At 65.8% G+C, this 23,265-nt stretch carries 22 protein-coding genes; 5 read left to right on the forward strand and 17 right to left on the reverse strand.

Features of this window, described 5'->3' with window-relative positions; translation table 11 throughout:
- Nucleotides 1-219 precede the first annotated feature (219 nt).
- Nucleotides 220-1,431 carry a hypothetical protein gene (locus ABGV18_RS02945; protein WP_396584746.1) on the forward strand — a complete coding sequence of 404 codons (1,212 nt, stop codon included), beginning with the start codon at nucleotides 220-222 and terminating at the stop codon, nucleotides 1,429-1,431.
- Nucleotides 1,432-1,464: 33 nt separating this feature from the next.
- Here the strand turns inward: ABGV18_RS02945 and ABGV18_RS02950 are convergent, their stop codons facing one another.
- Genes ABGV18_RS02950 through ABGV18_RS02975 form a run of 6 tightly spaced genes read right to left on the reverse strand, consistent with a single transcriptional unit; the run spans nucleotide 1,465 to nucleotide 7,225 of the window.
- A complete protein-coding gene (locus tag ABGV18_RS02950) occupies nucleotides 1,465-2,034 on the reverse strand; it encodes a chalcone isomerase family protein (protein ID WP_396584747.1) in 570 nt (189 codons plus the stop codon).
- Nucleotides 2,031-2,585 (reverse strand): DUF3833 domain-containing protein, encoded by a 555-nt coding sequence (locus ABGV18_RS02955; RefSeq protein WP_396584748.1) that lies wholly within the window; start codon nucleotides 2,583-2,585, stop codon nucleotides 2,031-2,033. Before ABGV18_RS02955 ends, ABGV18_RS02950 begins: the two co-directional genes overlap by 4 nt.
- Nucleotides 2,582-3,892 (reverse strand): MFS transporter, encoded by a 1,311-nt coding sequence (locus ABGV18_RS02960; RefSeq protein WP_396584749.1) that lies wholly within the window; start codon nucleotides 3,890-3,892, stop codon nucleotides 2,582-2,584. The genes ABGV18_RS02955 and ABGV18_RS02960 overlap by 4 nt, the downstream gene beginning before the upstream one ends.
- Nucleotides 3,889-5,139: a class I SAM-dependent methyltransferase gene (locus ABGV18_RS02965; protein WP_396584750.1), complete on the reverse strand. Its 1,251-nt coding sequence runs from the start codon at nucleotides 5,137-5,139 to the stop codon at nucleotides 3,889-3,891. The genes ABGV18_RS02960 and ABGV18_RS02965 overlap by 4 nt, the downstream gene beginning before the upstream one ends.
- Complete coding sequence (locus ABGV18_RS02970) at nucleotides 5,112-5,912, reverse strand: DUF1365 domain-containing protein (protein WP_396584751.1); 801 nt, start codon at nucleotides 5,910-5,912, stop codon at nucleotides 5,112-5,114. Before ABGV18_RS02970 ends, ABGV18_RS02965 begins: the two co-directional genes overlap by 28 nt.
- A complete protein-coding gene (locus tag ABGV18_RS02975) occupies nucleotides 5,909-7,225 on the reverse strand; it encodes an FAD-dependent oxidoreductase (RefSeq protein ID WP_396584752.1) in 1,317 nt (438 codons plus the stop codon). Before ABGV18_RS02975 ends, ABGV18_RS02970 begins: the two co-directional genes overlap by 4 nt.
- A gap of 771 nt (nucleotides 7,226-7,996) precedes the next feature.
- On the opposite strand from ABGV18_RS02975, the gene ABGV18_RS02980 reads away from it, so the two are divergent.
- On the forward strand, nucleotides 7,997-9,907 hold the full coding sequence (locus ABGV18_RS02980) for a diguanylate cyclase domain-containing protein (protein WP_396584753.1): 1,911 nt from the start codon (nucleotides 7,997-7,999) through the stop codon (nucleotides 9,905-9,907).
- Nucleotides 9,908-10,022: 115 nt separating this feature from the next.
- Here ABGV18_RS02980 and ABGV18_RS02985 read toward each other — a convergent pair whose 3' ends face one another.
- The 4 genes from ABGV18_RS02985 to ygfZ all read right to left on the reverse strand — a co-directional run bounded on the left by ABGV18_RS02985 (nucleotide 10,023) and on the right by ygfZ (nucleotide 13,754).
- A complete protein-coding gene (locus ABGV18_RS02985) occupies nucleotides 10,023-10,916 on the reverse strand; it encodes a phosphoribulokinase (RefSeq protein ID WP_396584754.1) in 894 nt (297 codons plus the stop codon).
- A gap of 227 nt (nucleotides 10,917-11,143) precedes the next feature.
- Entirely contained in the window at nucleotides 11,144-11,845 is a 702-nt protein-coding gene (trmB, locus tag ABGV18_RS02990) for a tRNA (guanosine(46)-N7)-methyltransferase TrmB (RefSeq protein ID WP_396584755.1), read from the reverse strand.
- 4 nt (nucleotides 11,846-11,849) lie between these two features.
- Nucleotides 11,850-12,662, reverse strand: coding sequence for a thiazole synthase (locus tag ABGV18_RS02995; RefSeq protein WP_396584756.1), 813 nt, complete (start codon nucleotides 12,660-12,662; stop codon nucleotides 11,850-11,852).
- A gap of 36 nt (nucleotides 12,663-12,698) precedes the next feature.
- Entirely contained in the window at nucleotides 12,699-13,754 is a 1,056-nt protein-coding gene (ygfZ, locus tag ABGV18_RS03000) for a CAF17-like 4Fe-4S cluster assembly/insertion protein YgfZ (protein ID WP_396584757.1), read from the reverse strand.
- Nucleotides 13,755-13,833: 79 nt separating this feature from the next.
- Here ygfZ and ABGV18_RS03005 point away from each other — a divergent pair, with 79 nt between their 5' ends.
- Nucleotides 13,834-14,295, forward strand: a complete 462-nt coding sequence (locus ABGV18_RS03005) for a hypothetical protein (protein WP_396584758.1) — start codon at nucleotides 13,834-13,836, stop codon at nucleotides 14,293-14,295.
- On the opposite strand, the gene coaE is transcribed toward ABGV18_RS03005, so the two are convergent.
- The 6 genes from coaE to ABGV18_RS03035 form a co-directional block, all read right to left on the reverse strand.
- On the reverse strand, nucleotides 14,296-14,940 hold the full coding sequence (gene coaE, locus ABGV18_RS03010) for a dephospho-CoA kinase (RefSeq protein ID WP_396584759.1): 645 nt from the start codon (nucleotides 14,938-14,940) through the stop codon (nucleotides 14,296-14,298).
- A gap of 21 nt (nucleotides 14,941-14,961) precedes the next feature.
- Nucleotides 14,962-15,846, reverse strand: a complete 885-nt coding sequence (locus ABGV18_RS03015) for a prepilin peptidase (protein ID WP_396584760.1) — start codon at nucleotides 15,844-15,846, stop codon at nucleotides 14,962-14,964.
- An 89-nt stretch (nucleotides 15,847-15,935) separates the two neighbouring features.
- Nucleotides 15,936-17,168 carry a type II secretion system F family protein gene (locus ABGV18_RS03020; protein WP_396584761.1) on the reverse strand — a complete coding sequence of 411 codons (1,233 nt, stop codon included), beginning with the start codon at nucleotides 17,166-17,168 and terminating at the stop codon, nucleotides 15,936-15,938.
- A 28-nt stretch (nucleotides 17,169-17,196) separates the two neighbouring features.
- Nucleotides 17,197-18,894, reverse strand: a complete 1,698-nt coding sequence (pilB, locus tag ABGV18_RS03025; protein WP_396584762.1) for a type IV-A pilus assembly ATPase PilB — start codon at nucleotides 18,892-18,894, stop codon at nucleotides 17,197-17,199.
- 118 nt (nucleotides 18,895-19,012) lie between these two features.
- The gene (locus tag ABGV18_RS03030) at nucleotides 19,013-19,462 is read right to left on the reverse strand and encodes a PAS domain-containing protein (protein WP_396584763.1); all 450 of its coding nucleotides are present in this window, start codon (nucleotides 19,460-19,462) and stop codon (nucleotides 19,013-19,015) included.
- Nucleotides 19,463-19,547: 85 nt separating this feature from the next.
- Nucleotides 19,548-20,516 (reverse strand): MerR family transcriptional regulator, encoded by a 969-nt coding sequence (locus ABGV18_RS03035; RefSeq protein ID WP_396584764.1) that lies wholly within the window; start codon nucleotides 20,514-20,516, stop codon nucleotides 19,548-19,550.
- 152 nt (nucleotides 20,517-20,668) lie between these two features.
- Between ABGV18_RS03035 and ABGV18_RS03040 the strand changes: the two genes are divergently transcribed.
- Together ABGV18_RS03040 and ABGV18_RS03045 are read left to right on the forward strand one after the other, a co-directional pair.
- The gene (locus tag ABGV18_RS03040; protein ID WP_396584765.1) at nucleotides 20,669-21,457 is read left to right on the forward strand and encodes an SDR family NAD(P)-dependent oxidoreductase; all 789 of its coding nucleotides are present in this window, start codon (nucleotides 20,669-20,671) and stop codon (nucleotides 21,455-21,457) included.
- Nucleotides 21,454-21,915: a nuclear transport factor 2 family protein gene (locus tag ABGV18_RS03045; protein WP_396584766.1), complete on the forward strand. Its 462-nt coding sequence runs from the start codon at nucleotides 21,454-21,456 to the stop codon at nucleotides 21,913-21,915. Before ABGV18_RS03040 ends, ABGV18_RS03045 begins: the two co-directional genes overlap by 4 nt.
- Here ABGV18_RS03045 and ABGV18_RS03050 read toward each other — a convergent pair.
- Complete coding sequence (locus tag ABGV18_RS03050) at nucleotides 21,875-23,260, reverse strand: MFS transporter (protein ID WP_396584767.1); 1,386 nt, start codon at nucleotides 23,258-23,260, stop codon at nucleotides 21,875-21,877. The two genes, ABGV18_RS03045 and ABGV18_RS03050, sit on opposite strands and share 41 nt — an antisense overlap.
- Nucleotides 23,261-23,265: the final 5 nt, after the last annotated feature.

The following is a 23,265-nucleotide window of genomic DNA, read 5'->3' on the forward strand; positions in this document are numbered from 1 at the left end:
TTGTTCACCCCCGTTTCGTTCCGTCTCGTGATTTTCCGACCCGGTTTGTCGGGTAAAACCCGTTTTTCCGCAATGGGTTACCCCGAAATGGCGGTCGGTTTCGGGCCCCTGCTTTGCGCCCGGGGTGATTATTCGGTAGATTGCGCGCTCCGCTCGGCGCGGCGGGGTGTCCGAAGTCACTGGTTTGATGTTTCATAACAGTGACTTGCGGGGTGACAGATGAGCAAGAAAACGGGGCGTGCCATGAACATCATGAAGCAGTTTGTGCTGGGTCGTCGGCTGGTGGGCGGCTGGGCGTTGGATCAGGGCGTTACGCTCGACGACGCGGCGGCGATTCGCCTGGCCGACACCCTGGCCGAACGTGACTGGCAGACGCCGCGGGCCGCCGACGACCTCGACCTGTCCCTGCTGTCGTTCCTGATCCTGGAAACGGCCCACCGCTATTACGTCCAGGCCGACAAGGCACTCAAGACCTGCCAGACCGAGGAAGGGCGCACGCTCTTTCCGGCCGCGATGTTGCCCGCGCGTCTGGCCGACCTCGCCGCCACGCTGCGTTTCTACAACGAGGCGCCGGTGCTGGCCGAGTCCCTGCCGACCAACGGGCTGGCGAGCCTGCAGAGCCTCACGAACACCCTGTTCGCGGTCATCGCCGCCCAGTTCCCCGAGCACATGGCCGAGGTGCACCCGCAGGTGATGCGCGCCGAGGTCGCCGAGGTGGTTCGCGCGGGTTTTGCGCGCCAGGCGGCGCACGTGCCGGTCTACTCGCCCACGCATCTGGAGTTCATGGGCGCGGTCGACAAGACCCGCTGCATCTTCGCCCCGTCGGGCAAGTACTGGGGGGCGCGCGATTACGATCCGGCGCGTGGTTTCGAGGCCAACGTGCGCCAGTTCGGCGAGGACCTGTTCCGCTTCATGACGGTCGCGCACAAGGAAAGGTTCAAGGGGCTGGCCTTCCGTCTGCCGGCCTCGTTCAGCGACTCGATCGAGCGATTGGCCGAGACCACCGCGACGTTGCTCGATGGGCTCAATCGCATCGACCCGGCCGGATCGAATTGCCTGCGACACGTGGACGGCAAGCCCGGCTGGAAGTTCGAGTGGGCCGGCGAGCCCATGTTTCTCACCGCCTTCGGCGTCTGCTACCCGGCAGACCACCCGCGCAACCCGTACGGCTTTGATTACACCTACTTCTTCTTCCAGCCGGATTTCGTGCTGCGCAATCACCCGGGGCTGATCAACGGCAAGGAAGAGATCTCGCGCCAGCGCATCCTCGCCTCCTTCCACAAGGACGGCATGGACTATGACAATGTCGGCAAGGAAGCCGAGCACGCCCGTTACCTGCGCCCGATGGACGCCGATGGTCCGGCCGTGGCCTGGTGGGAATACCTGCCTGCCCGGCGCATGGCCGAGCAGCCGCTGCCGTCCGCCGTCTGAGCCCCTGAGCGGCCTTGCGGCCGTGGGTCGCGGTCAGTCCAGTCGCGAGAGCAAGGCGGCGCGCAGTTTGTCCGACAGCGGCGGCTCGGCCAGCCAAATGCCGAAATAGGCCCGTGCCAGCTCGCGGTCATCCGATTCGAAGCGGGTCTCGTCGTTGAGACTCAGGGTCAGCCGGGGCGCCTCGGGGTCCCAGTCGAGGCGATAGCGATCGCCGTCGGTCACGTCGATCATGGTGTTTTGTATCGCATCGATCTTGGGGCGGATCGCCTCGCGCTCCTCGTCCGCGTACTGCTCATCCAGGGCCACCCAGGTCGCCTTGCGGATATCGCCTGCGCCGACGTCGCGGTGGTACTCGAGGATCAGGCTCATGGGCACCTCGGCGTTCACGATGGCGTTTTCGTTGGCCTCGGCCGGCGCGTAGAGCGCCGCGTCGTACACGTCCCAGAGCATGTAGCTGGCGGTGCCCGATCCCTGTAAGACCAGTGCGCTAGCGCCTAAGGATTGCTCTGTCTCGAACGAGTCGGCGAGGGCCGGCGCACTGCCCCAGCCCAGCGTCATGGCCAGCCCCAGCCCCAGCGCGATCCGGGTCGAATGCGCGTTCATGATGCCTCCCCATCGGGATCGGTCTTGGTGAAGAACAGCGTGACCTCGCCGACGCGGATGCCGAACTTCTTCACCGTCGCGCGGTTGATCACCACGTTCTCGCTCTGGCGAATCATCCAGTCGTCGAAGGCCACGTCGATGGTCGAGTCGCCGTAGGGCAGCCGCAGCACGTAACGCCAGTTGAGCGCCTGGCCCATCTCGCGGCCTTCGGCGGTGCCGACGATGTCGCCGGCCCGGCCCACGTAACGGCCTTCGCCGGTGGGCGTGATGCGCCAGGTGCGCTGGTCGGTTTCACCGTCCTCGTAGACGAAATCCTCGTCGAGCACGAATGCCTCGCCCTCCCAGTAGCCGTCGATCTCGACCCGGAACTGGCGCTTGATCTCGCCGCCGCGGCCCTCGAAGATGCCGTAGGCCCAGGTCTGGCCTTCGAAATAGTCGGTCAGGTCGAAGGCGGGCGTGGTGCCCTGGAATTGCTCGAGTTTCATGCTGCTGCATCCTGTGAGTAGCAGGGTGAGGGCGAGCGCACTCGCCACGGCAAAGCCTCGGATCATGGGGTGGTTCCTCGCAGAGGGGTTTCTTGGAGATGGGATTCGGTGTCGGTCAGCAGGCGGAAGACCAGCCAGGCGGCAGCGAGTTTGAAGGCGACCGGCAGGGCGCCGTAGGTGACGGCCAGTGCGGTGGTGTCGGTGTCGCCGGGCTCAAAGCCGGCCAGCGCCAGCAGCCCAAAACCCACCCCGACGGCCACGGCAAGTGCGAGTTTGGTTGCCAGTCCCAGCAGGCCGAAGAACAACCCGGCACGATCCCCGCCGCCGTCGTCACTGTCGATGCCGGCAATGTCGGCCTGGATCGAGGCCGGCAGGGCCATGTCGGCCCCGAGACTCAAGCCCGAGATCGTGCAGATCAGGGCAAACCAGGCCACGTCCCCGCTACCCAGCCACGGCGCGAAGGAAAAGCTGGCCGCGGCGAGCAGGATCGACGCTCCCCAGGCGCGGCGCTTGCCGATCCGTCGGGCCACCGCGGTCCAGGCCGGCAGGGCGGCGATGCCGGCGGCGAAATACAGCAATAGCAGCCAGCCGAGCCAGTCCTGGGCGCCCAGCCGGTCGGCGACGAACATCAGGAACAGCGCCGCGGGAATGCCGTTGGCCAGGTTGTTGAGGAAATAGCCGCCCAGCAGGCCGCGCAGGCGACGGTTGTGTTTCAACAGCGGCCAGCCGTGACGCCAGTCGACCAGCGGGCGATGGACGGCCGGTTCGGGGGTGGTCGCCGCCATGAGGAGAAAGCCGGCCGGCAGCCCGATCGCCATCAGCCAGAACACGGCCGTGAGCACGTCCGCCGGGGCCTCGCTGCCCAGCATGATCGGCAGGGCAGCAGCGAGCACGGTGCCCACCAGGGCCAGGCCTTCGCGCCCGGCGGCCAGTCGGGTGCGCCCGTGCGGGGAGGGGTCGGCCTCCGCGCCCAGGCTGGTGTAGGGCAGCTGGATCATCGTCCAGCCAAGGAACGCCGCCAGGCCCCAGAGGTAGAGATACCAGAGCCCGACGTCGTCGTCCGGGCGCAGCAGGAACCACAGCGAGGCGATCAGCAGCGGCATGCCCGCGCCCATCAACCATTTGCGTCGATGGCGGCCCGGGATGCGGTCGGAGAGGTAGCCGACCACCGGGTCGGTGATCACGTCCCACAACCGAGTGAGCATCAGGGCCATGCCGACGGCCGCCAGCCCCAGGCCCAGTTCGTTGGCATAGAACGGCGGCAGGTAGACGTACAACGGAATGCCCATCAGCGCCAGCGGCAAGCCCGGGGCACCGTAGGCGAGCACCTGCCACAGGCTCAGTCGCGGCGTTGGGCTCGAGGTGGGGGTCACGGTCGTTCCAGAATGACCTGGGCGACGTTGATGCGTCCGGCGAGAAAGCCCGCCTCGCAATAGGCGAGGTAGTAGCGCCAGGTCTGGCGGAAGCGGTGGCCGAAGCCCAGGGCTTCCAACTGGTCCTCGACGGCATCGAAGCGTTCGCGCCAGCGGGCGAGCGTGCGGGCGTAGTCGTGGCCGAACAGCGCGGTCTCGCGCACGGTCAGCCCGGCGGTCGCCGCATCCGCGTGGAAGCGTTCGATCGAGGGCAGCATGCCGCCGGGGAAGATGTAGAGCTGGATGAAGTCGGGCTCGCGGCGATAGCCCTCGAAGGCGTCCTTGTCGATGGTGATGACCTGGACGGCCGCGCGGCCGCCTGGCTTGAGCCGGTCATGGACGGTCTGAAAGAACGTCGGCCAGTAGCGCTCGCCGACCGCCTCGAACATCTCGATCGAGACGATGTGATCGAACTGCCCACCCTGATCGCGGTAGTCGGTCAGGTGCAAATGGGCGCGATCATCGAGGCCGGCCGAGGCGAGTCGATCGCGGCCGTAGGCGAGTTGCTCGGTGGACAGTGTGAGTCCGTCGAGGCGCAGTCCACGGCCGGCGGCGGTCTCGGCGAGTCCGCCCCAGCCGCAGCCGATCTCCAATAGCCGATCACCCGGGCGGGCATCCAGTCGGTCGAGCAGCCGGTCGTACTTGCGTTGCTGGGCGGTGGCCAGCGCCTCGTCCGGTTCGGCGAACAGGGCCGCCGAGTAGGTCATCGACTCGTCGAGCCACAGCCGGTAGAAGTCGTTGCCGAGATCGTAGTGTGCGGCGATGTTGCGCCGGCTGCCGCCACGGTGATTGGCCCGCAGGGCATGCTGAATACGGTGGCCGAGTCGGGCCCAGAAACCCGGGCGCAGGTCATGGCCGATCGCCTCGAAGTTGCGCGCGCCGATCTCGAGCAGGCTGGTCAGGTCATCGGTGGTGAAGTCCCCTTCGATGAAGCCTTCGGCGATGCCGATGTCGCCCAGCCGGGCGATCCGGGAAAGCAGCCGGGCGGGGTGATGCAGGTGCACGCTGGCCGACAGTTCGCGATGTTCGTCGCCAACGAATTCGGCGACGCCGCCGTCGTCGGTGGTCACCCGCACGCGACCGATGCGCATGCCGGCGAGCAAATGGCTGACCCAGCGCGCGCGCAATGGCAGGGTATGTTCGGTCGGCCGCTTATCGGCGGTCGAGCCCGAAACCGGGCTCAGTTTTCGTGTCTGGACGATGGGCATGAACTGACCTCCGATGTCGGTGGTGGCGGGCTCTTGTGGAAACGCCCACCCTTGAGCCAGATTTTCAGGGCCTGCCAATGAATCAGGCCGATCACCTTGACCGTGAGAAGCGGGATGCGCAGGGCCTCGAGCAGCAGGCGGCGGTCGTTCAGCTCGCGGCGTTGCGCGTTGTGGGTGGCGACCAGCGTCAGGGTTTCCGCGCCATCCTGATCGACCTCGGTCTCGCGGATCGACACCCCCAGCCGCTCGCCGGGGCGCGACAGGCGGAAGTGATAGCGCATGTTCATGGGCAGAAACGGCGAGACGTGGAATGCCTTGTCGGCCTGGGTGCGGAACGGGTTTTCCAGCGGGCGGCCGTGGTCATGCAGGAAGTAGTGGTGATGCCCGCCAAAGGTATTGCTGACCTCGCAGTTGATCGCGATCAGCTCCCCGTGTCGGTCGTGGCAGTACCAGACGATCAGCGGGTTGAACTGGTAGCCGAGCACGCGGGGGTAGGCAGAGACCAGGATCTTGCCGCCCTTGATGTCGATGCCCTGCGTGTGCGCCATGGCCGTGATCCAGTCACGTAGCGGCATGTCGCGGCGCGGGCCGTGATCGCGGTCGTACACCGAGAACAGGTTGAAGCGGTTGTGCGACAGCAGACGCTGGTCGGGAAAGCCGGCCTCGAGGTCGTCGAGATCGACCAGCAGCGTGAACACCCGGTAGCGAAAGCGATAACAGGCCCGCGTGAATCGCTGGTGCATGACCCAGCCCTGATAGAGAGACGAGCTCATGTGGCCTCCGCTCGGGATTCCCAGGGGATGGCCACGCCGCATTGTCGGGCGACGGCCACGGCCGACGCCAGTCCGTCCTCGTGAAACCCGTAACCCATCCAGGCGCCCGCATAGAAGGTGCGGCGATGGCCCTGCAAGGCGGGCAACTCGGCCTGGGCGGCCATGGCGCGGGCGTCGAACACCGGGTGGTGATAGGTGATCTCGCGTTCGACCAGCGACTCGCGGGGCGGCTCGAAGGGGTTGAGCGTCACCAGCCAATCGTGCGCTGATTCCAGTCGCTGCAGGCGGTTCAACCAGTAGGTCACTGCCACGGCCCGTTCGCCATCGGCGTCACGTCGGCCCAGGTAATTCCAGCTCGACCAGACTTGGTGTTGACGCGGCATCAACGCGGTATCGCGATGCAGATAGGCGCGATTTTCCTGAAAGCGGAAGGCGCCCAGCACGCCGGCTTCCGCCGCGTCCGGCCGGTCGAGCGAGGCGAGCGTCTGGTCGGCGTGTCCGGCCATCACCACGGCATCGAAGCGCCGGTCGTATTCGGGCAGCGTAACGCCATGCTCGTCGCGCTCGATCCGGTTGACGGGGTGTGAGGCCAGCGCCTCGAAGCGGCGCTCGGCAAGCATCCGCTCGACGTAGCGTCGCGAGCCGCCCGGCACCGTTTCCCATTGCGGGCGATCCTGCACGTTCATCAGGCCGTGATTGGCAAAGAACTGCAGGAAGCCCCGCGCCGGGAACGCGCGCATCTGGCGGGTGGGGCACGACCAGATCGCCGCGGCCATGGGCAGCAGGTAATCCTCGGCCAATCGCGGCGAGAAGCGGTGCTGATCGAGGAACTGCCCCAGGCTGCGCGTGCCGAGCGACTCATTGGCCAGGGCCGCCTTGCCCAGCCGGTTGAAGCGTAGGATCGCGGACACCATCCGCAGGAAGCTCGGCCGCAGCAAGTTGCGACGTTGGGCGAACAGGGTATTGAGATTGTCGCCACTGTATTCGAGCCGACCGCCGTCCATGCTGATGCCGAACGACATGTCGGTGGGTTGGGTCTCGATGTCGAGCGATTCGAACAGGCCGAACAGGTGCGGGTAGTTGGGTCGATTGCAGACGATAAACCCGCTGTCGACCGCAAGGCCCCCGCCCCGCCCATCCTCGACCAAATGTGTGTGGGTGTGCCCTCCGAGGTAGTCGTTCTTCTCGAACAGCGTGACTCGATGCCGCTGGCTCAGCAGCCAGGCGGTACCCAGCCCGGCGATGCCCGAGCCGATCACGGCAATGTCGAGCGCTCGGTCGGTTGGCGGGGTAAACGGCAGGGTCTGGGTCACTCGAAGCTCCGGGGCTGGGTAGATTACGGGACGAGTGTATAACCTATGTACAGGGTTTGCACAGAAAGTTTCCCGGCCATTTCTCGGCTCGTCACCTTGTTCTCACGGGGGCCGTGTGCGTCGATCGGCTTGCGCTGATCACGCGTGTGCACGGCGCTCGACCCGCGCCGGGTTATCGCTGGCAAGCTAGGGCAATGCACTGGGCGCGCAGGCGGCGTTGCCGGAACTTATACACGCCCGTGGCCGGTTTCGACCCGGCGAAGGGCCAGACGTTCAGCCAGACGTTCAGGTTGGGTTGTGCCGACCACGTCCAGCGGGTCAGCAAGGGGCGGCGCGCAGTGCCTCCCTTTGTCTACGAGAGACAACAACGGGAGACAACAAGATGAGACGGGCTGTCTGTGTGCCGCCTTGTACCGGGATTCCCTGCTACGCCAACGGGATCGGTGCGCCAGCTACCCTCGCCCGGTCTGCCGTCCAGACCCGGTGCGCGCATCGATACCCAGCGGGCTGCGGTCATTCGTGAGCAGGTCGAGGGGTGGCGGAAGGCGTTCAGGTCCCCCGCCGACGATAGGGGCGGTTGAGTTGAATAATTCCCCTATTCTTTTCATGGACTTGTCAGCGTCCTCTTGCCCGATTCCGGTGGCCTCAGGGGCGGCTTTCTGGGATGATGGCGCGTTTGAAGGCACGACGGATTTCTCGTGCTTTTCCCGCCGCCCAACCGCGACCCGTCCCTGCCGGGCAAGTCGATTTCCGACCGGAGTTACCCGGCCCATGTCCGAGCTCAATGCCATTCGACTGATTCGCCGCAAGGCTATTCTGCTGGCCGTGCTGGGCATTCTCGTCAGCGGTATTCTCGTCGCTGTGGTCACCGCCGTGCCCATCTATCAGTCCGCGCGTGAGGGTCTGGAGCGCAGCACCTTGATGGGCGTCCAGGCGCAGGGCGCCGCGCTCAATAACCTGGTGCAGCGTTACGAGGGCATCGCCCGCCAGGTCACCAGCCGCACCGAGATTCGCCGCCGGCTCGCGGCCTATGTCCAGGGTGAAATGTCGATTGAGGCCTTGGCGGCATACACCGCCCCACGCCTGGCCGACGCGCTGGGCACCGCCCCGGCGCTGGTCGGCATCAAGCGGCTTGGCCCGTTCGGCGAGGTGATCGTCGATGAGGGGCTGACGGCCGAGGCGCCCGACCACTCGATCCTCGATGACTTGGATGACGTGCAGAGCCGGCTGGTGCAATTCGAGGATCGCATCATCTGGCGTACCGCGGCGCCCATCCTTGGTGCTGCCGGCGAGCGTTTGGGCACTGACGTGCTGTTTTTCGAAGTGGACGGCCTGGTCAAGTTGCTCGAGCGGGCGCGCACCCTGGAGCCCTCGGCGCGAGGCTTTCTCCTCGATTACCGCGAAGGCCGCCTGGTGGGCGTGAACGCGGATGCTTCCGGGCTGGAAATGGACGAACCGCGCGCGGCGATCGCCGGACCTTTGGCGCGCGTCGATCCGACCGGGCCCGGGGTGGTCTGGCCCGAGCTCGATGGTCACACCCGCGTATTGTTCTACACCCCGGTGGGCGGTGGGCGCTGCCTGCTGCTGATCGAGGCGGGTTTTTGGAGCTTTTATCAGCCGGTGGTCGCCCGATTGCTCTGGCCGCTGGGGCTGGTCTTCCTGCTGTTGCCGATCGTCGCCCTGTTGGCGGCGCGGGCGTTGCGTCCCGTGTTGCGGCGCCTGTCGAAGCAGGCCGAGGAGCTGGAGCGGTCGGCCGGGGAATTGCGCCTGGCCGGCACCGTGTTCGAGGGGACCGGCGAGGCGATCATGATCACCTCACCCAATCACCGCATCTTGCGCGTCAACCCGGCCTTCACCCACATCACGGGTTTCGCCGCCGACGAGGTGATGGGGCGGCCGATGTCGGATCTGTTCCAGTTGGATGACAAGGAAAGCGAGCAACTGGAACGTATCTGCCAACGAGTGAATCGTGAGCGCAGTTGGCAGGGCGAGCTCGACTATCGCAACCGCCGAGGCGAGCGCCTGACGGCGCTGCAGACGATCAGCAAGGTTGCCGACGAGCATGGCCGCGCCAGCCATTTCATCCACATCTTCAACGACATTACCGAGACCAAGGCGGCCGAGCAGCAGATTCGTCACCAGGCTCATCACGACTCGCTGACCGATCTGCCCAACCGCGCCTCGCTCAAGTACCGAATCGGCGACGCGGTTGCCCGGGCGCGGAATGAAGAGACGCGTCTCGCCATATTGTTCCTCGATTTGGACTACTTCAAGGAGGTCAATGACCGCTTGGGCCACGCGGTGGGCGACCGGTTGCTGCGCGAGGTAGCCCAGCGATTGCAGCGGCTGTTGCGCCACGAGGACGTCGTCGGGCGCCTCGGCGGGGACGAGTTCCTGATCCTCATCGAGGGGCTGCCCGCGCCACGCTTCGCCGGTCAGGTGGCGGGCAAGGTGATCGAGGTGCTGACCCAGCCGTTCGCCCTCGATGACGAGCAGGTCTCGATCGGGGTGTCGATCGGGATCGCGGTTTTCCCCGAACACGCCCGGGACGCCGAGGAGTTGATCAACCACGCCGACGCCGCCATGTACGACGCCAAGGCCGCCGGGCGCAACACGTTCCGCTACTTTGACGGGCCGGAGGGCGAGGTGCCACGTTGCGCGGGGGATCGCCCGCCGTCCTGAATGAGTGGGTCTTTATAGACAGACCTCCTGATTCAATCAGGGCTCAACAAGAGAAAGCCCCCGCGGCAGGGTGCCGGCGGGGGCTTTTTTTCGTCCGGGATGACCGGGTAGGCGATTAGCTGCTGCGTTCCTGGATCAGGCGATGGATACGCGGGGTCAGGATCAGGTCCATGGCGTAGCTCATCTTGCCGCCCGGCACCACGATGGTGTTATAGCGGGACATGAACGAGTGCGGGATCATCTGCAGCAGGTAGGGGAAGTCGACGCCGAATTCGTCCGGATCGCGGAAGCGGATGACGACCACGCTCTCGTCCGGCGTCGGGATGTCGCGGGCGATGAACGGGTTGGAGGTGTCGACGGTCGGTACGCGCTGGAAGTTGACGTCGGTCTCCGAGAACTGCGGGGTGATGTAGTTCACGTAGTCCGGCATCCGGCGCAGGATGGTGTCGACGATCTTCTCGGCGGAGTAGCCGCGTTCGGCGTTGTCGCGGAAGATCTTCTGGATCCACTCGAGGTTGACGATCGGCACGACGCCGACACCGAGATCAACGTGCTGGGCGACGTCGACGTCATCGGTCTTCACCAGGCCGTGCAATCCTTCGTAGAACAGCAGGTCCGAGCCGGCCGGGATGTCTTCCCACGGGGTGAACTCGCCCGGGCCGAGGTTGGTGTTCAGGCGCGCATTGTGCTCGGCGGCTTCCTCGTCGCTATGCAGGTAGTAGCGCTTCTTGCCGCTACCGGATTCGCCGTAGTTCTTGAACAGCTCGCCCAGCTTGTCGAAGTGGTTGGCGTTCGGGCCGAAGTGGGAGAAGAAATTGTTGCCCTTCTCGGATTCGGCGGCCATGCGCTCGCGCATGTCCTTGCGGTTCAATGCGTGGAAGCTGTCGCCCTCGATCACGACCGGCGAGATTTCCTCGCGGCGGAAGATGTGGTTGAAGGCGCTCTTGACGGTGGATGTGCCGGCGCCGGACGAGCCGGTAACCGCGACAACGGGATGCTTTTTGGACATGGTCCCTCCTGTTGGAAAGCAATAAAAACGAAACGTGGATAAAGTGGTGGGATTGGGTCGTTTCGACCGGGGAGGAGGGCGGTTTAATCGCGCGCGACTCGACTCACCCGGCAAAACGAAAGCCCACGATAATAGGGGTTTGCGTCACCGGGAACAAGTTGTTGGCTATCGAATCGGCGGGATGGCCGGGCGGATTTCAAGCATCTCCAGCCGGTTTGCCGGGCCGATCAGCGCCGTCTGTAGAGCAGGTCGAAGACCTGGTGGCCGCGTTCTTCGCCGCGTCGCTCGAACTTGGTGCGCGGCCGCCAATCGGGCCGGGCGTTCTCGCCGCTGCCCTCGTGCTCGGCCACGAAGGCCGGGTGGGCATCGAGTACCTCGCGCATGTGTTCGGCGTATTCGGCCCAGTCGGTCGCCAGGTGCCACAGCCCGCCGGGCTTGAGGCGGCGAGCGACCAGATCGGCGAATGGTGTCTGCACGATGCGGCGCTTGTGGTGCCGTTTCTTGTGCCACGGGTCGGGGAAGTAAAGCAGCATCCGGTCGAGGCTTTCCTCGGGCACGCGCTGATCGAGGAACGGCACGGCGTCACCGCAAACGGCCTTGAGATTGGTCAGGCCGAAATGCTCGATGCCGTTGAGCAGGTGCCCCACGCCCGGACGGTGGACCTCGATGCCGATGAAGTTTTGGCCGGGATCCTTGGCGGCCATTTCCACCAGGCTGTCGCCGTTGCCGAAACCGATCTCCAGGGTCAGCGGCGCCTTCCGGCCGAACAGTTCGGCCGGGTCGATCGGCTCGCCGGTCGGCTCAATCAGGTATTTCGGGCCCAGTTCGTTCAGCGCCCGCTGCTGGCCCGGTGTGAGTCGGCCTTCGCGGCGGATGAACGAGCGGATGCGGCGACGGACGCCGTCGCTCTTTTCGGTCGATTCGCTCATGGGATCAGAAAAACAGGCCGTCGATGGGCGAGGAGGCACTGGCAAAGCGCTTTCTGGGCATGCGCCCGGCGAGGAACGCCTCGCGGCCGGCCTCGATGGCCTTCTTCATCGCCGAGGCCATCAGCACCGGGTTCTTGGCGTGGGCGATGGCGCTGTTCATCAACACGCCGTCGCAGCCGAGCTCCATCGCCACCGCCGCGTCCGAGGCGGTGCCGACGCCGGCATCGACGATGATCGGCACCTCGGCGTTCTCGATGATGGTCATCAGGTTGTACTTGTTCTGGATGCCCAGGCCCGAGCCGATCGGCGCGGCCAACGGCATGACCGCGACGCAGCCGATTTCCTCGAGACGCTTGGCGACGATCGGGTCGTCGGAGGTGTAGACCATCACTTCGAAGCCATCCTCGACCAGTGTCTCGGCGGCGAGCAGGGTGTTGGTGATGTCCGGGTAGAGGGTTTTCTCATCACCGAGCACCTCGAGCTTGACCAGGTTGTGACCGTCGAGCAGTTCACGGGCCAGGCGACAGGTGCGCACCGCTTCGGTGGCGGTGTAGCAGCCGGCGGTGTTGGGCAGGATGGTGAAGCGCTCCGGCGGTAGCACGTCGAGCAGGTTGGGCTCGTCCGGGTTCTGGCCGATGTTGCTGCGACGGATCGCCACGGTGACGACCTCGGCCCCGGCGGCCTCGGTCGCCTCGCGGGTCTCGGTCATGTCCTTGTACTTGCCGGTGCCGGTCAGCAGGCGCGAGGAGAAGCGGCGGCTGCCGACGATCAACGGCTGGTCGGCCGTCAGGCTGGATTCGGGACGGGTGTCAGTCATGAGCTTGGTTTCGTTGCTGTGATGTGCGGGTGACGGTCAGTGCCGGGCATCGGCCCGGTCGCTGCCGCCCTCGATGGTGTCATGCGGGTCGAGGCTCAGAGCCAGGCCGTCGATCGTCAGCGGATCGTGCAGGTGCTTGAGCTTGATCACGGTGAGCACCAGGCTGCCCGAGTCGTCCGGCAGGGGGGCGCTGCGCACTACCTCGCCAGCGGCCTCGTCCTTGTCATTAAGGACCGGTGTGCCGGGCGCGGGTGGGGCGAGCCCGAGCACGTGGCCGGCAAACAGGCGCCGGTTGGGTTTGCCCAGGTAATGCATCCGGGCGATGACTTCCTGGCCCGGATAACAGCCCTTTTTCAGGCTGAAGGCCTGGAGCTCGTCGAGGTTGATCCACTGCGGCACGAAGTGCTCGACCGTCTCGCCCGTGACTTCGGGAATACGGTCCTCGATCTCGGCGCGCTCCCAGTGGTCGGTCGAGACGATCGTCGTGCCGTTGGCAGCGGATCGCACGAGCGTTTTCAGGTCGTCGGTCGGGCCATGGACGGCAATGCGCATGCCATTGCGCGTGTTTTGCTCTTCGCGCAGGAACAGTCGTCCTTGTGCATCGACAACGGCGGGCCAACGGCCGGGTGTCGGCTCGGCCTCGCGCAAGCGCTCGACCGCCTCGCAGGTGGCATCATCGAACGGGCAGTCCATCGACTCATGGACGCTCGGCCAGATGACCCCGAGTGTGGCCTGGTCTTCGACCAACGACAATTGCACGTCCCGTCGCAGGACGTACATCTGCAGGCGTTTGAGCAGGTCGGGGGCGAGTTCGGCGCGCGTGACCAGGCGGAATCCGTCCTCGTGTGCAGCGATGCGCAGCAATCCCAGTGCCCGACCCTTGGCGCTGCAGAACGCGGAGAAGGCGGCTGCCTCGTCGGTCAGGGCGTTGACGTCCTGCGTGAGGATCGCGTGCAGGAACGCGCGTGCCTCCGAGCCGGTGACCTCGATGACTCGGCGGTCGGTCAGATCGGTCAGCAGGATGGCGCCAGCGGCCGGGGTGTCGCTCGGCTGCATCAGGTCGTGCCAGGTTATGTCGGTCGCGTCGGACATTGGTGCATCCAAGGTCGTCAGGAGTGGTGCGCAAGGATAACATCACCCCTCGCGGCTTGGCTTGGATGGAAGGGCGCCCATGGAACGGATATCGGAAGGATTGAGTGAACGGCTTGTCGCCGATCGTTGGTTGCTGGCGGCCTGGAGCGGACTGGTCGTGGCGGCCTGGCTGGCGGTGAGTCTGGTCATCTGGCAGTCGCCCCGGCCGGTAGGCGCACACACGCCAGCGCTTGAGTGGGCGTGGCGCTCGGCGGCCTGGCTGGTGGTCTCAGGCTGGTTGTGGCGTTGCCTCCGTCATCGTCCACCGGGGTTCGCCCTCGAGGGCCGCTTGGCCTGGTCGGCCGGGCGCGCCGAGGTGTTGCTATCCGGTGGTGAGTCGATCCGTGGGGAGGCGCGCGTGCTCTGGCAAAGTCCGTTACTGGTCGGGGTGGCTCTCGATGCCGTCGAGTCCGGCAGGTTCACGCTTTGGCTCACGCCCTGGCGGTTGGGGCGGCGAGGTTGGTGGCGACTGCAACGCTTTCTGACGCTGGGCTCGCCGTGATCAGTTGGTCGCGTCGCGCGGGCGAAGGCATCGGTCCAGCTCGATGATCTGCTCGCGCAGGGCCTCGGGTGATCGGTCGTTGACCAGCTCATAGTCGGCGATTGCCCGACGGGCGCGGTCATCGACCTGGGCGGCGATCAACTGCTCGGCTTGCCGGGCATCGATACCGGGGCGGGCCGTGAGCCGCTTTCGACGCAGCGCCGTTGGGGCGGTCAGCGTGATCACCGCGTCCAGCCAGTCGCGGTAGGCCGGCCAGACCGAGGTCTCGGCGAGCAGTGGCACGACCACGAGTACGTAGGGGGCGTGACGGGCCGCCGCCGTCGCTTGTGCGCGGGCCTTTGCCCGGATTGCCGGATGCAGGATCGCCTCCAGTGCGGCGCGCTCCGCCGGCTGGTCGAGGATGTGCTGGCGCAGCCTGTGGCGGTCCAGCCGGCCATCCTCAACGAGGATGTCGTTGCCGAATCGAGCCTGGATTTCATCGAGGCAGGGGCTGCCCGGCTCGACCAGCTCGCGGCTGATCGCATCGGTGTCGATGATCGGGATGCCCAACTCGGCGAAGATCGATGTCGCCAGGCTCTTGCCGCTGGCGATGCCGCCGGTCAGGCCCATGATGCGGCCAGTGGTCTCTGATGCCGTGGTTGTCATGCTTGGGTCGTCATGCGGTGATCAGAGCGGACCGCCCAGATAGGCCGTCATGATCGGTTCGCCGAGATACAGGGCGACCAGCCCGGCGATCGCCAGATAGGGGCCGAAGGGGATCGGGATGCGTCGGTCGTGGCGCAGGGCCAGGATCATGGCGATGCCGATCACGCTGCCGGCCAGGGCCGAGAGCAGGATCACCAGCGGCAGCATCTGCCAGCCCAGCCAGGCCCCCAGGGCCGCAAGCAGCTTGAAGTCGCCGAAGCCCATGCCCTCCTTGCCGGTCACCAGCCGGAACAGCCAGTACACCGACCACAGGGCCAGATAGCCGAATACGGCGCCCAGTACCGCCTCGTCGAGCGAGAGGTGATAGTCCGGCAGCAGGATCGGCAGGAGCAGCCCCAGCCATAGCAGCGGCAGGGTAAACACGTCGGGCAGCAGTTGGGTCTTGAGATCGATGATCGACGCGGCCAGCAGGGCCCACGTGAGCAGAAACACGGCCAGGGCGAGCGCAGTCGGGCCGAATTGCCAGGCCGCCAGGCCGATGAGCGCGGCGCTTGCCAGCTCCACCAGCGGGTATTGCCAGGAGATGGTCGTGCCACAATTGGCGCAGCGGCCGCGCAGCATCAGCCAGCTGAGCACCGGGATGTTCTGCCAGGCGCGGATCGGCGCGCCGCATTGAGGGCAGGCCGAGCCTGGACGGATCAGGTTGAAGGGGTCGTCGTCGGCCGCGTTGGAGGCGTCCTCGCCGGCCAGTAGGGCGCGGCATTCCCGTTTCCACTCGCGCTCCATCATCACCGGCAGCCGGTTGATGACGACATTGAGAAAGCTGCCCACCAGCAGGCCGAGCAGACTGGCGACCGTGATCCAGATGGCCGGGTGTTGCTGAAAGATGGCTTGCAGTTCGGACATGAGCTGTTCGGACCTAGGTCGGGGGCCTGACATGGAAACGGCCCGGTGAATAACGCGGGCCGAGGGAGGGGCGAACCGGTGGTGCGTGATTAGACCACGGCGCCCAGCTTGAAGATCGGCAGGTACATGGCGATGACCAGGCCGCCGACCACGATGCCGAGGAACGCCATGATCATCGGCTCGAGCAGGCTCGACATCGCGTCGACCATGTTGTCCACCTCTTCCTCGTACATGTCGGCCACCTTGGCGAGCATGCTGTCGAGCGCGCCGGTCTCCTCACCGATGGCAACCATCTGGATGACCATGACCGGGAAGAGGTTGGATTGCTGCATGCCGATACGCAACGGCGAACCGGCGGAGACCAGATCGCGCATGCTCATGACCGCGTCGCGGAACACGGCATTGCCGGTTGCCCCGGCCGTTGGCGGCAGGGCCTCGACCAGCGGCACGCCGGCGGAGAACATGGTGGCGAGCGTGCGGGCGAATCGAGCGATCGCGGACTTCTCGATCAAGGAGCCGAAGATCGGCATCTTGAGGATCAATCGGTCGAGAAAATGGTTGAACCGATCCGAGCGACGCTTGACGAACACAAACAGGAAGATCACCGCGGCGATGCCGCCAAAGATCCAGTGCCAGTACGCTCGGAACAGATCGGAAAGGCCGATGACGAACTGTGTGAAGGCGGGTAGGTCGGCGCCAAAGCCCTGGAACAGCGATTCGAACTGCGGGATGACGAAGATCAGCAGGATCGCGGTGACGATAAAGGCAACCACCAGCACCGCCGTCGGGTAGAACAATGCCTTCTTGATCTTGCCCTTGAGGCTTTCGGTTTTTTCCTTGTAGGTGGCGATGCGATCGAGCACCACTTCCAGCGCACCAGATTGCTCGCCGGCACGCACCAGGTTGACGAACAGCTCGTCGAAGTACTTGCGGTGCCGGTCGAGGGCGTCGGCCAGGTTGGTGCCACTCTCGACGTCGTTCTTTACCTCGTTGATGAGGTCCTTCATCGTCTTCTTTTCGGCGCTCTGGGCGATGATGTCCAGGGCCTGCACGATCGGCAGGCCGGCATTCATCATGGTGGAGAGCTGTCGGGCGAAGGTGGCGATGTCGCGGGGCTGGACCGGCTTGGAGCTGGAGAACAGGGGCTTGCTCTTGCGCTTGATCCGGATCAGGGTCATGCCCAGGCGGCGGATCTCGGCACGAACGGCGGTGTCGTTGAATGCCGCCATCTCGCCCTTGAGCACCCGGCCTTCCTTGGTGCGCGCCTCGTAGCTGAAGACGGGTTTCTCGGTCGTTTTGTTCTTGCGTGCCGCAATGGCCATCTTGTCTCTCCCTTGATCCCGGCCGCCTTCAGTCCTTGGTGACGCGGTTGATTTCCTCGAGGCTGGTCATGCCGGAAAGCACCTTTTTCAGGCCCGAGCGCCGCAGGTCGGGGATGCCCTCCTTGCCCGCCTGGTCGGCAATGTCGATGGCGTTGCCGCCTTCCATGATGATCCGCCCCATCGCCTCGGAGACCGGCATCACCTGGTAAATGCCGACCCGGCCTTTGTAGCCGTTGGTGCACTGGTCACAGCCGACGGCCTTGAATATCTTCGGCGACCTCGCGAGATCCTCGTCGGTGAACCCTTCGCGGCGGAGTTCCTCGTCGGGGATGCTCTCCTTGGTGCGGCAATTATTGCACAGGCGCCGCGCCAGTCGCTGGGCGATGATCAGGCTCACCGAGGAGGCGATGTTGTAGGCCGGCACGCCCATGTTGACCATGCGCGTGAGCGTCTGCGGCGCATCGTTGGTGTGCAGGGTCGAGAGCACCAGGTGACCGGTCTGGGCGGCCTTGATCGCGATCTCGGCGGTTTCCAGGTCACGGATCTCGCCCACCATGATCACGTCCGGATCTTGGCGGAGGAAGGCACGCAGGGCGTTGGCGAAGGTCAGGCCCACCTTGGGATTGACGTTGACCTGGTTGATGCCCGGCACCACGATTTCCGCCGGATCCTCGGCGGTCGAGATGTTGCGATCGCCGGTATTGAGGATGTTCAGGCCGGTGTACAGCGAGACGGTCTTGCCCGAGCCGGTGGGGCCGGTGACCAGGATCATGCCGTAGGGCTTGGCGAGCGCGTCCATGTAGAGCGCTTTTTGTTCCGGCTCGTAGCCGAGCTGGTCGATGCCCAGCTGCGCGCTGGTCGGGTCGAGGATACGCAGCACCACCTTTTCGCCGAACAGGGTGGGGCAGGTGTTGACCCGGAAGTCGATCGAGCGGCTCTTGGAGAGCTTGAGCTTGATACGCCCGTCCTGGGGGATGCGGCGCTCGGAAATGTCCATCCGACTCATCACCTTGACCCGCGCGATGATGCGGTCGGCCAGGTTGGACGGCGGCTTGGCGCTCTCGGTGAGCATGCCGTCGACGCGGAAGCGAACGCGGAACTGCTTCTCGTAGGGCTCGATGTGGATGTCGGAGGCGCCCTTGCGGATGGCGTCGGTCAGGAGCTTGGTGACGAACTTGACCACCACGTCGTCCTGGATCGAGGCGTCCTCGACGTCGTGGGCCTCGTCTTCCTCGCGCTCGAACTCGACGTTCGACAGGTCGTCGTCGAGTTCCTCGCCCAGCGCATCCATGCTGTTGCTGAGCGCTTCCTCGAGCAGGCTGGCGATCTTCGGCGCCTCGGCGACCACCGCCTCGATCGTCATGTTGGTCGAAAAGCGAAAGCCGTCGATCGCGCCCGTGTCGGACGGATCGGCCACGGCCACCGTCAGGCGTCGGCCGCGCTTGAACAGCGGCAGCGCCATGTTGGCCTGCAGGACCTTCTCGGGGACGAGCTTCAGCGGCAGGTCGCTGGTGTCGATGGCATCGAGATCTACCAGCGGCAGGCCGAAGCGCTTGGAGGCGACGGCGGCTATCGTCGCCGCCGACACGCCGTCGGCGATTACGATATTGAGCAGCGAGTCCTCGCTGCCGTCAGCCTTGGTTTGAAGGGCCTTGGCCTGGTCGGAGGACAGGGCGTCCTCCCTGACCAGGGCGCTGAGCAGTCCATTGACGGGGGGTGCGCTCATCGATCCGCCTGTGCGTTGTCGCGTCCGTGTTCTCTGCCCCGGGAGCGGGGCGGCATGCGCAAAGCATGCCCGCTTGACCGGTTTCTGACAAGGTTCCCGGGCCGCTGTGGTGTTCGGCTCAGTCGGCTGCGCTCGACTCCTGACGGGATTCGAGCTCGGCGACCCGGGCGCGCAGCCGCTCGTTTTTCTCACGCACGTGGACCAGCTCGGTCACGTCCCGCTGGATGCCGATGAAGTAGGTGAGGTGGTCGTCGCCGTTGAACACCGGCGTGATCGACAACTCGTTCCAGAACAGGCTGCCGTCCTTGCGGTAATTACGCAGTACCACGCGGGTCGCCTCGCCACGGCGAATGGCCTCCCGTACTTCCGCCAACGGGCCCTGGTCGCGGTCATCGGCCTGCAGAAAGCGGCAGTCCTGGTAGAGGATTTCTTCCTCGGGATAGCCGGTCAGTTCCTCGAAGGCCTGGTTCGCATAGATCAGGATATTGTCTGAGCCTTCCTGCTCGGCAATCACGATCCCGTCCGTGGAGGCGTTGACCGCCTTCTTGAGTAGATTCGCATCCAGCATCAAGGTCTGGATCTCCTGTGACGCGTTGGGGTCAAGGCATTGTGACACAGACGAAACGATGTCCGCAGGGAGGGTGAGTGCCGGGTCAGGCGGGCTGGGCCGGGGCGGGTGCGGGGCGCCCGAGTGCCTCGGCGACCTGTTCGCGACAATGCTGGATGTCCTTTTCCACCAGTTCGCGCCAGCGCTGCATGAAATCGACCGCCTGGTTGCTGTCCTCGGGTTCGAGGAGGGGGAGATCGCACCAGAAAACCGGCGCCCCGGCGGCGCTGCTGACCGGATTCTCGGGGCGGGTCGTATCGAGGCGAATCCAGGCGCGAGCCCCCCAGCGGCGCGCCATCTGCGTGCGTTGGGCCTCGGTGAGGCCGGTCGGCAGCAGCCGGACATGGAACTGGTCGTCGTGCAGGGCGGTGAACAATCGCAGGCCGCCGGCGGAGAACGGTCGGCCCGGGACCAGGTTGTCGATCACGACCACCGGGGCGGCGGCCCGGCCCGGGGCATCGGCAACCCACTCCGCGCGCCCCTTGATGTACTCGGCCAGCCACACCAGTCCCAGATCCCGGTCGGGCCAGGCAGTACGCGCCTCGAGTTGGGCGAGTGCCTCGATCAGCACCTCGCGCAGGTAGCCCTCGGGCGTGAGCCACATCAGGGCGGTGGCTTCGGCCGTACGCAATTCGGATGGGTCGAGGTCGATCGCCGCGCGCATCACCCGGTCGAGCAGTGAGCGAGGTGGCGAGACGGGGGCGTGCCTCGCCATCGTCGGGGCGGACTCGCGCGACTCTCCACTCGTGTCAGAGCCTTCCTGTTCAAGCAGCGAGGCGATCTGGGCGAAACCCATGCCGCTCTCGGCCAGTTCCTGGATGCGCTGGATGGTGCGGATGTCCGCCTGGCTGTAGAGCCGGTGCCCGGCCGGGGTGCGTGTTGGCCGGATCAGGTCGTAGCGACGCTCCCAGGCGCGCAGGGTGATCGGGTTGACCCCGGTGATCTGCGAGACCGATCGGATAGGCAGCAAGGCGTGGCTTTCGGTTTCGGCTGGGCTGGATTCGGTCGTGGACAAGGCGCCACCTGCGACGTATCGAGTGATGTATAACTTCTGCATCGATATTGTAGCAGCCCTCGACTACGCTGGTGTCGTGATTTCCGACAAGATCTTCGCGGGGTGCCGGGCGGCTCCCGGCGCTCACTCAGGGTAATGCGAGGCGCAACTGCATGACGGACTCAAAGGCGAATTCAGCCACCCGTTCAGGGCGGATCTACTGGTTGGTGGGCGCGAGCAGCGGTATCGGCGCGGCCCTGGCCGATCGGCTGGTGGCGCGAGGGCATCGGGTCGCGATCTCGGCACGTCACCAGGATCGCCTCGACGAGCGTGCCGCGCGCGACCCCGATCGCGTGTTGCCGCTGGCGGCCGATGTGACCGATCCGCAGTCGATGGCGACGGCCTACCGGCAACTGGTATCGCGGTGGGGGATACCCGACTCGGTGATCCTCAACGCCGGCGATTACCAACCCATGGGGTTGGCGGCGTTCGATCCGGCGTTGTTTGAACGGTTGATCCGGGTCAATTTCCTCGGCGCGGTCAACGGCATCGACACCGTGCGCGAGGATTTCATTGCCCGGGGTGCCGGCGAGATCGTGCTTACGGCGAGCGTCGCCGGATACCGCGGATTGCCCTATGCCGCGCCCTATGGGGCGAGCAAGGCGGCGATGATCAACCTGGCCGAATCGCTTCGTCCCGAGTTTGAACGGGCGGGGGTTGCCATCCGCGTGATCAACCCCGGGTTCGTGCGCACGCGCCTGACCGCCAAGAACGACTTTGCCATGCCCGGTCGCATCGAACCCGACGAGGCCGCCGACCTGATTGTCCGGGGCCTGGAGCGGCGCGGCTTCGAGATCCTCGCGCCGCGCGGTTTCGGCTGGGTGATGAAGGGGCTGCGCCTGTTGCCCTATGCCCTGTATTTCCGGCTGACCCGCCGGATGCTCAAGGAGCCCGACCAATGAGCGTATCCGCGCGCGGCCTGAACCACGCGGCGGCCCTCGATCGCTACGTCGACGTGATGGAGCATCTGCAGGCGGACCATCTCGAGGCACTGGCAACCGTCTATGCGCCGGGGGCGCGGTTCGTCGATCCATTCAACGACGTACGCGGAATCGCGGCCATTCAGGCGGTGTTCGCCCACGGTTTTTCTCAGTGTCCGTGGATGCGGTTCATGGTGCAGGCTCGGGCGGTCGATGATGACCGCGCACTGCTGCGTTGGCGGATGCTTTGCGATGCGTCCCCGGGTGGGCTATCGATCGAAGGCATGTCCGAGCTGGTTTTCGGGGCGGATGGTCGAGTGGTCGAGCATGTCGACTACTGGGATCCGGCCGCCCAGCTCTACGAGCGCGTGCCGGTGCTCGGCTGGTTGATGCGACGCATCAGGCGTCGCCTTGCCGCCCCGGCGAGCGCGACTCGCTGAGGCGGTCCGGTTCATCGATCGCCCCCGGCGGCCCTTCATAGTCTTCCCAGGCCGGGTCGGTCTCGTAGATGGGTGGGGTCGCGCCATTGACCTTCTCGCCCGCCGCGGGGGTGTCGGACTCGCTCTCGGTCGCGCGCGGGTCGAGCTCCAGGCCCGCCGCCGAGGTGCGGTGGATGAAGACGTAGTCGCCCCGCTCACTGTCCGGCACCGGCGGGTCGATCAGGATGCGCCAGAAGATCAGCAGGATCATGACGACGAGCGCGGCCAGCACGAACAGCGGGAAACCCGACGCGCCGAACCAGCCCATCGCCAGACCGCTGACCAAGGGGCCCATGATCGAGCCCGCGCCGTTGACCATCAATAGCCCGCGTGTGCCTTCCAGCACCTGGTCGCTCGTCAGGCGGTCGTTGGTTTGCGCGACACTGATGGCGTAGAGCGAGAAGGAGAAACCGCCGAACACCATCGCCAGGGCGAACAGGCCCCAGCCTGGGAACCACTCCTGCATGGCGAGTAGTACCGAAAAGACCCCGCCGAGCGCGGAGACCACGATCAGTACGTGGCGACGGTCGCGGCCGTCGGAGAGTCGCCCGATCGGCCATTGCAGCAGGCCGCCGCCAACGATGATCGCGGCGACGAAGACGGCTACCTGGGTGTCGGGCAGGCCGAGTCGGCTGGCATAGACCGCCGCCATGCCGTAGATGGTGCCGCTGATCGTGCCGGACATCGCCGCGCCGATCACGCCGGCGGGGGCCAGACGGAAGAGTTCGCGCAGCGGCAGGCGGGTGGTCTCCATCGGCGGCGGCTGGCTGACACGGGTCAGGGCGATCGGTACCAGCCCCAACGAGAACAGCAGGCCGACGATGGCGAAGGTGGAGACATCCATCGGCCCGTACAGGCCGATCAGGAACTGGCCGGCCCCGTAGGCGAACAGGCTGACCATCATGTAGATACCGAACACCTGGCCGCGGTGGGTGGTGGCCTTCTCGTTGATCCAGCTCTCGATCACCATGTACAGGCCGAGGAGGGTCACGCCGTTGATCAGGCGCAGAACCAGCCAGAACCAGGGTTCGACCCACAGGCCATGGAGCACGGCGGCCGCCGAGGAAATCGCGGCCAGGGCGGCGAAGGTGCGGATGTGGCCCACCCGGCGGATGATCGCCGGGATGGTGAGCGTGCCGAGCACGTAGCCGACGTAGAAGGCCGACATGACCAGGCCGATGGTGCCGTCGGAAAAGCCCTCTTCGGCCGCGCGCAGGCCCAGCAGCGTGGCGAGCAGGCCGGAGCCGGCGAGCAGGATGCCCATGCCGGCGAGCAGCGGTTGAACCGCCAACACCGTGCTAAGCATCGGCA

The organism is Guyparkeria halopsychrophila (genome assembly GCF_044582135.1).
Classification (GTDB): domain Bacteria; phylum Pseudomonadota; class Gammaproteobacteria; order Halothiobacillales; family Halothiobacillaceae; genus Guyparkeria.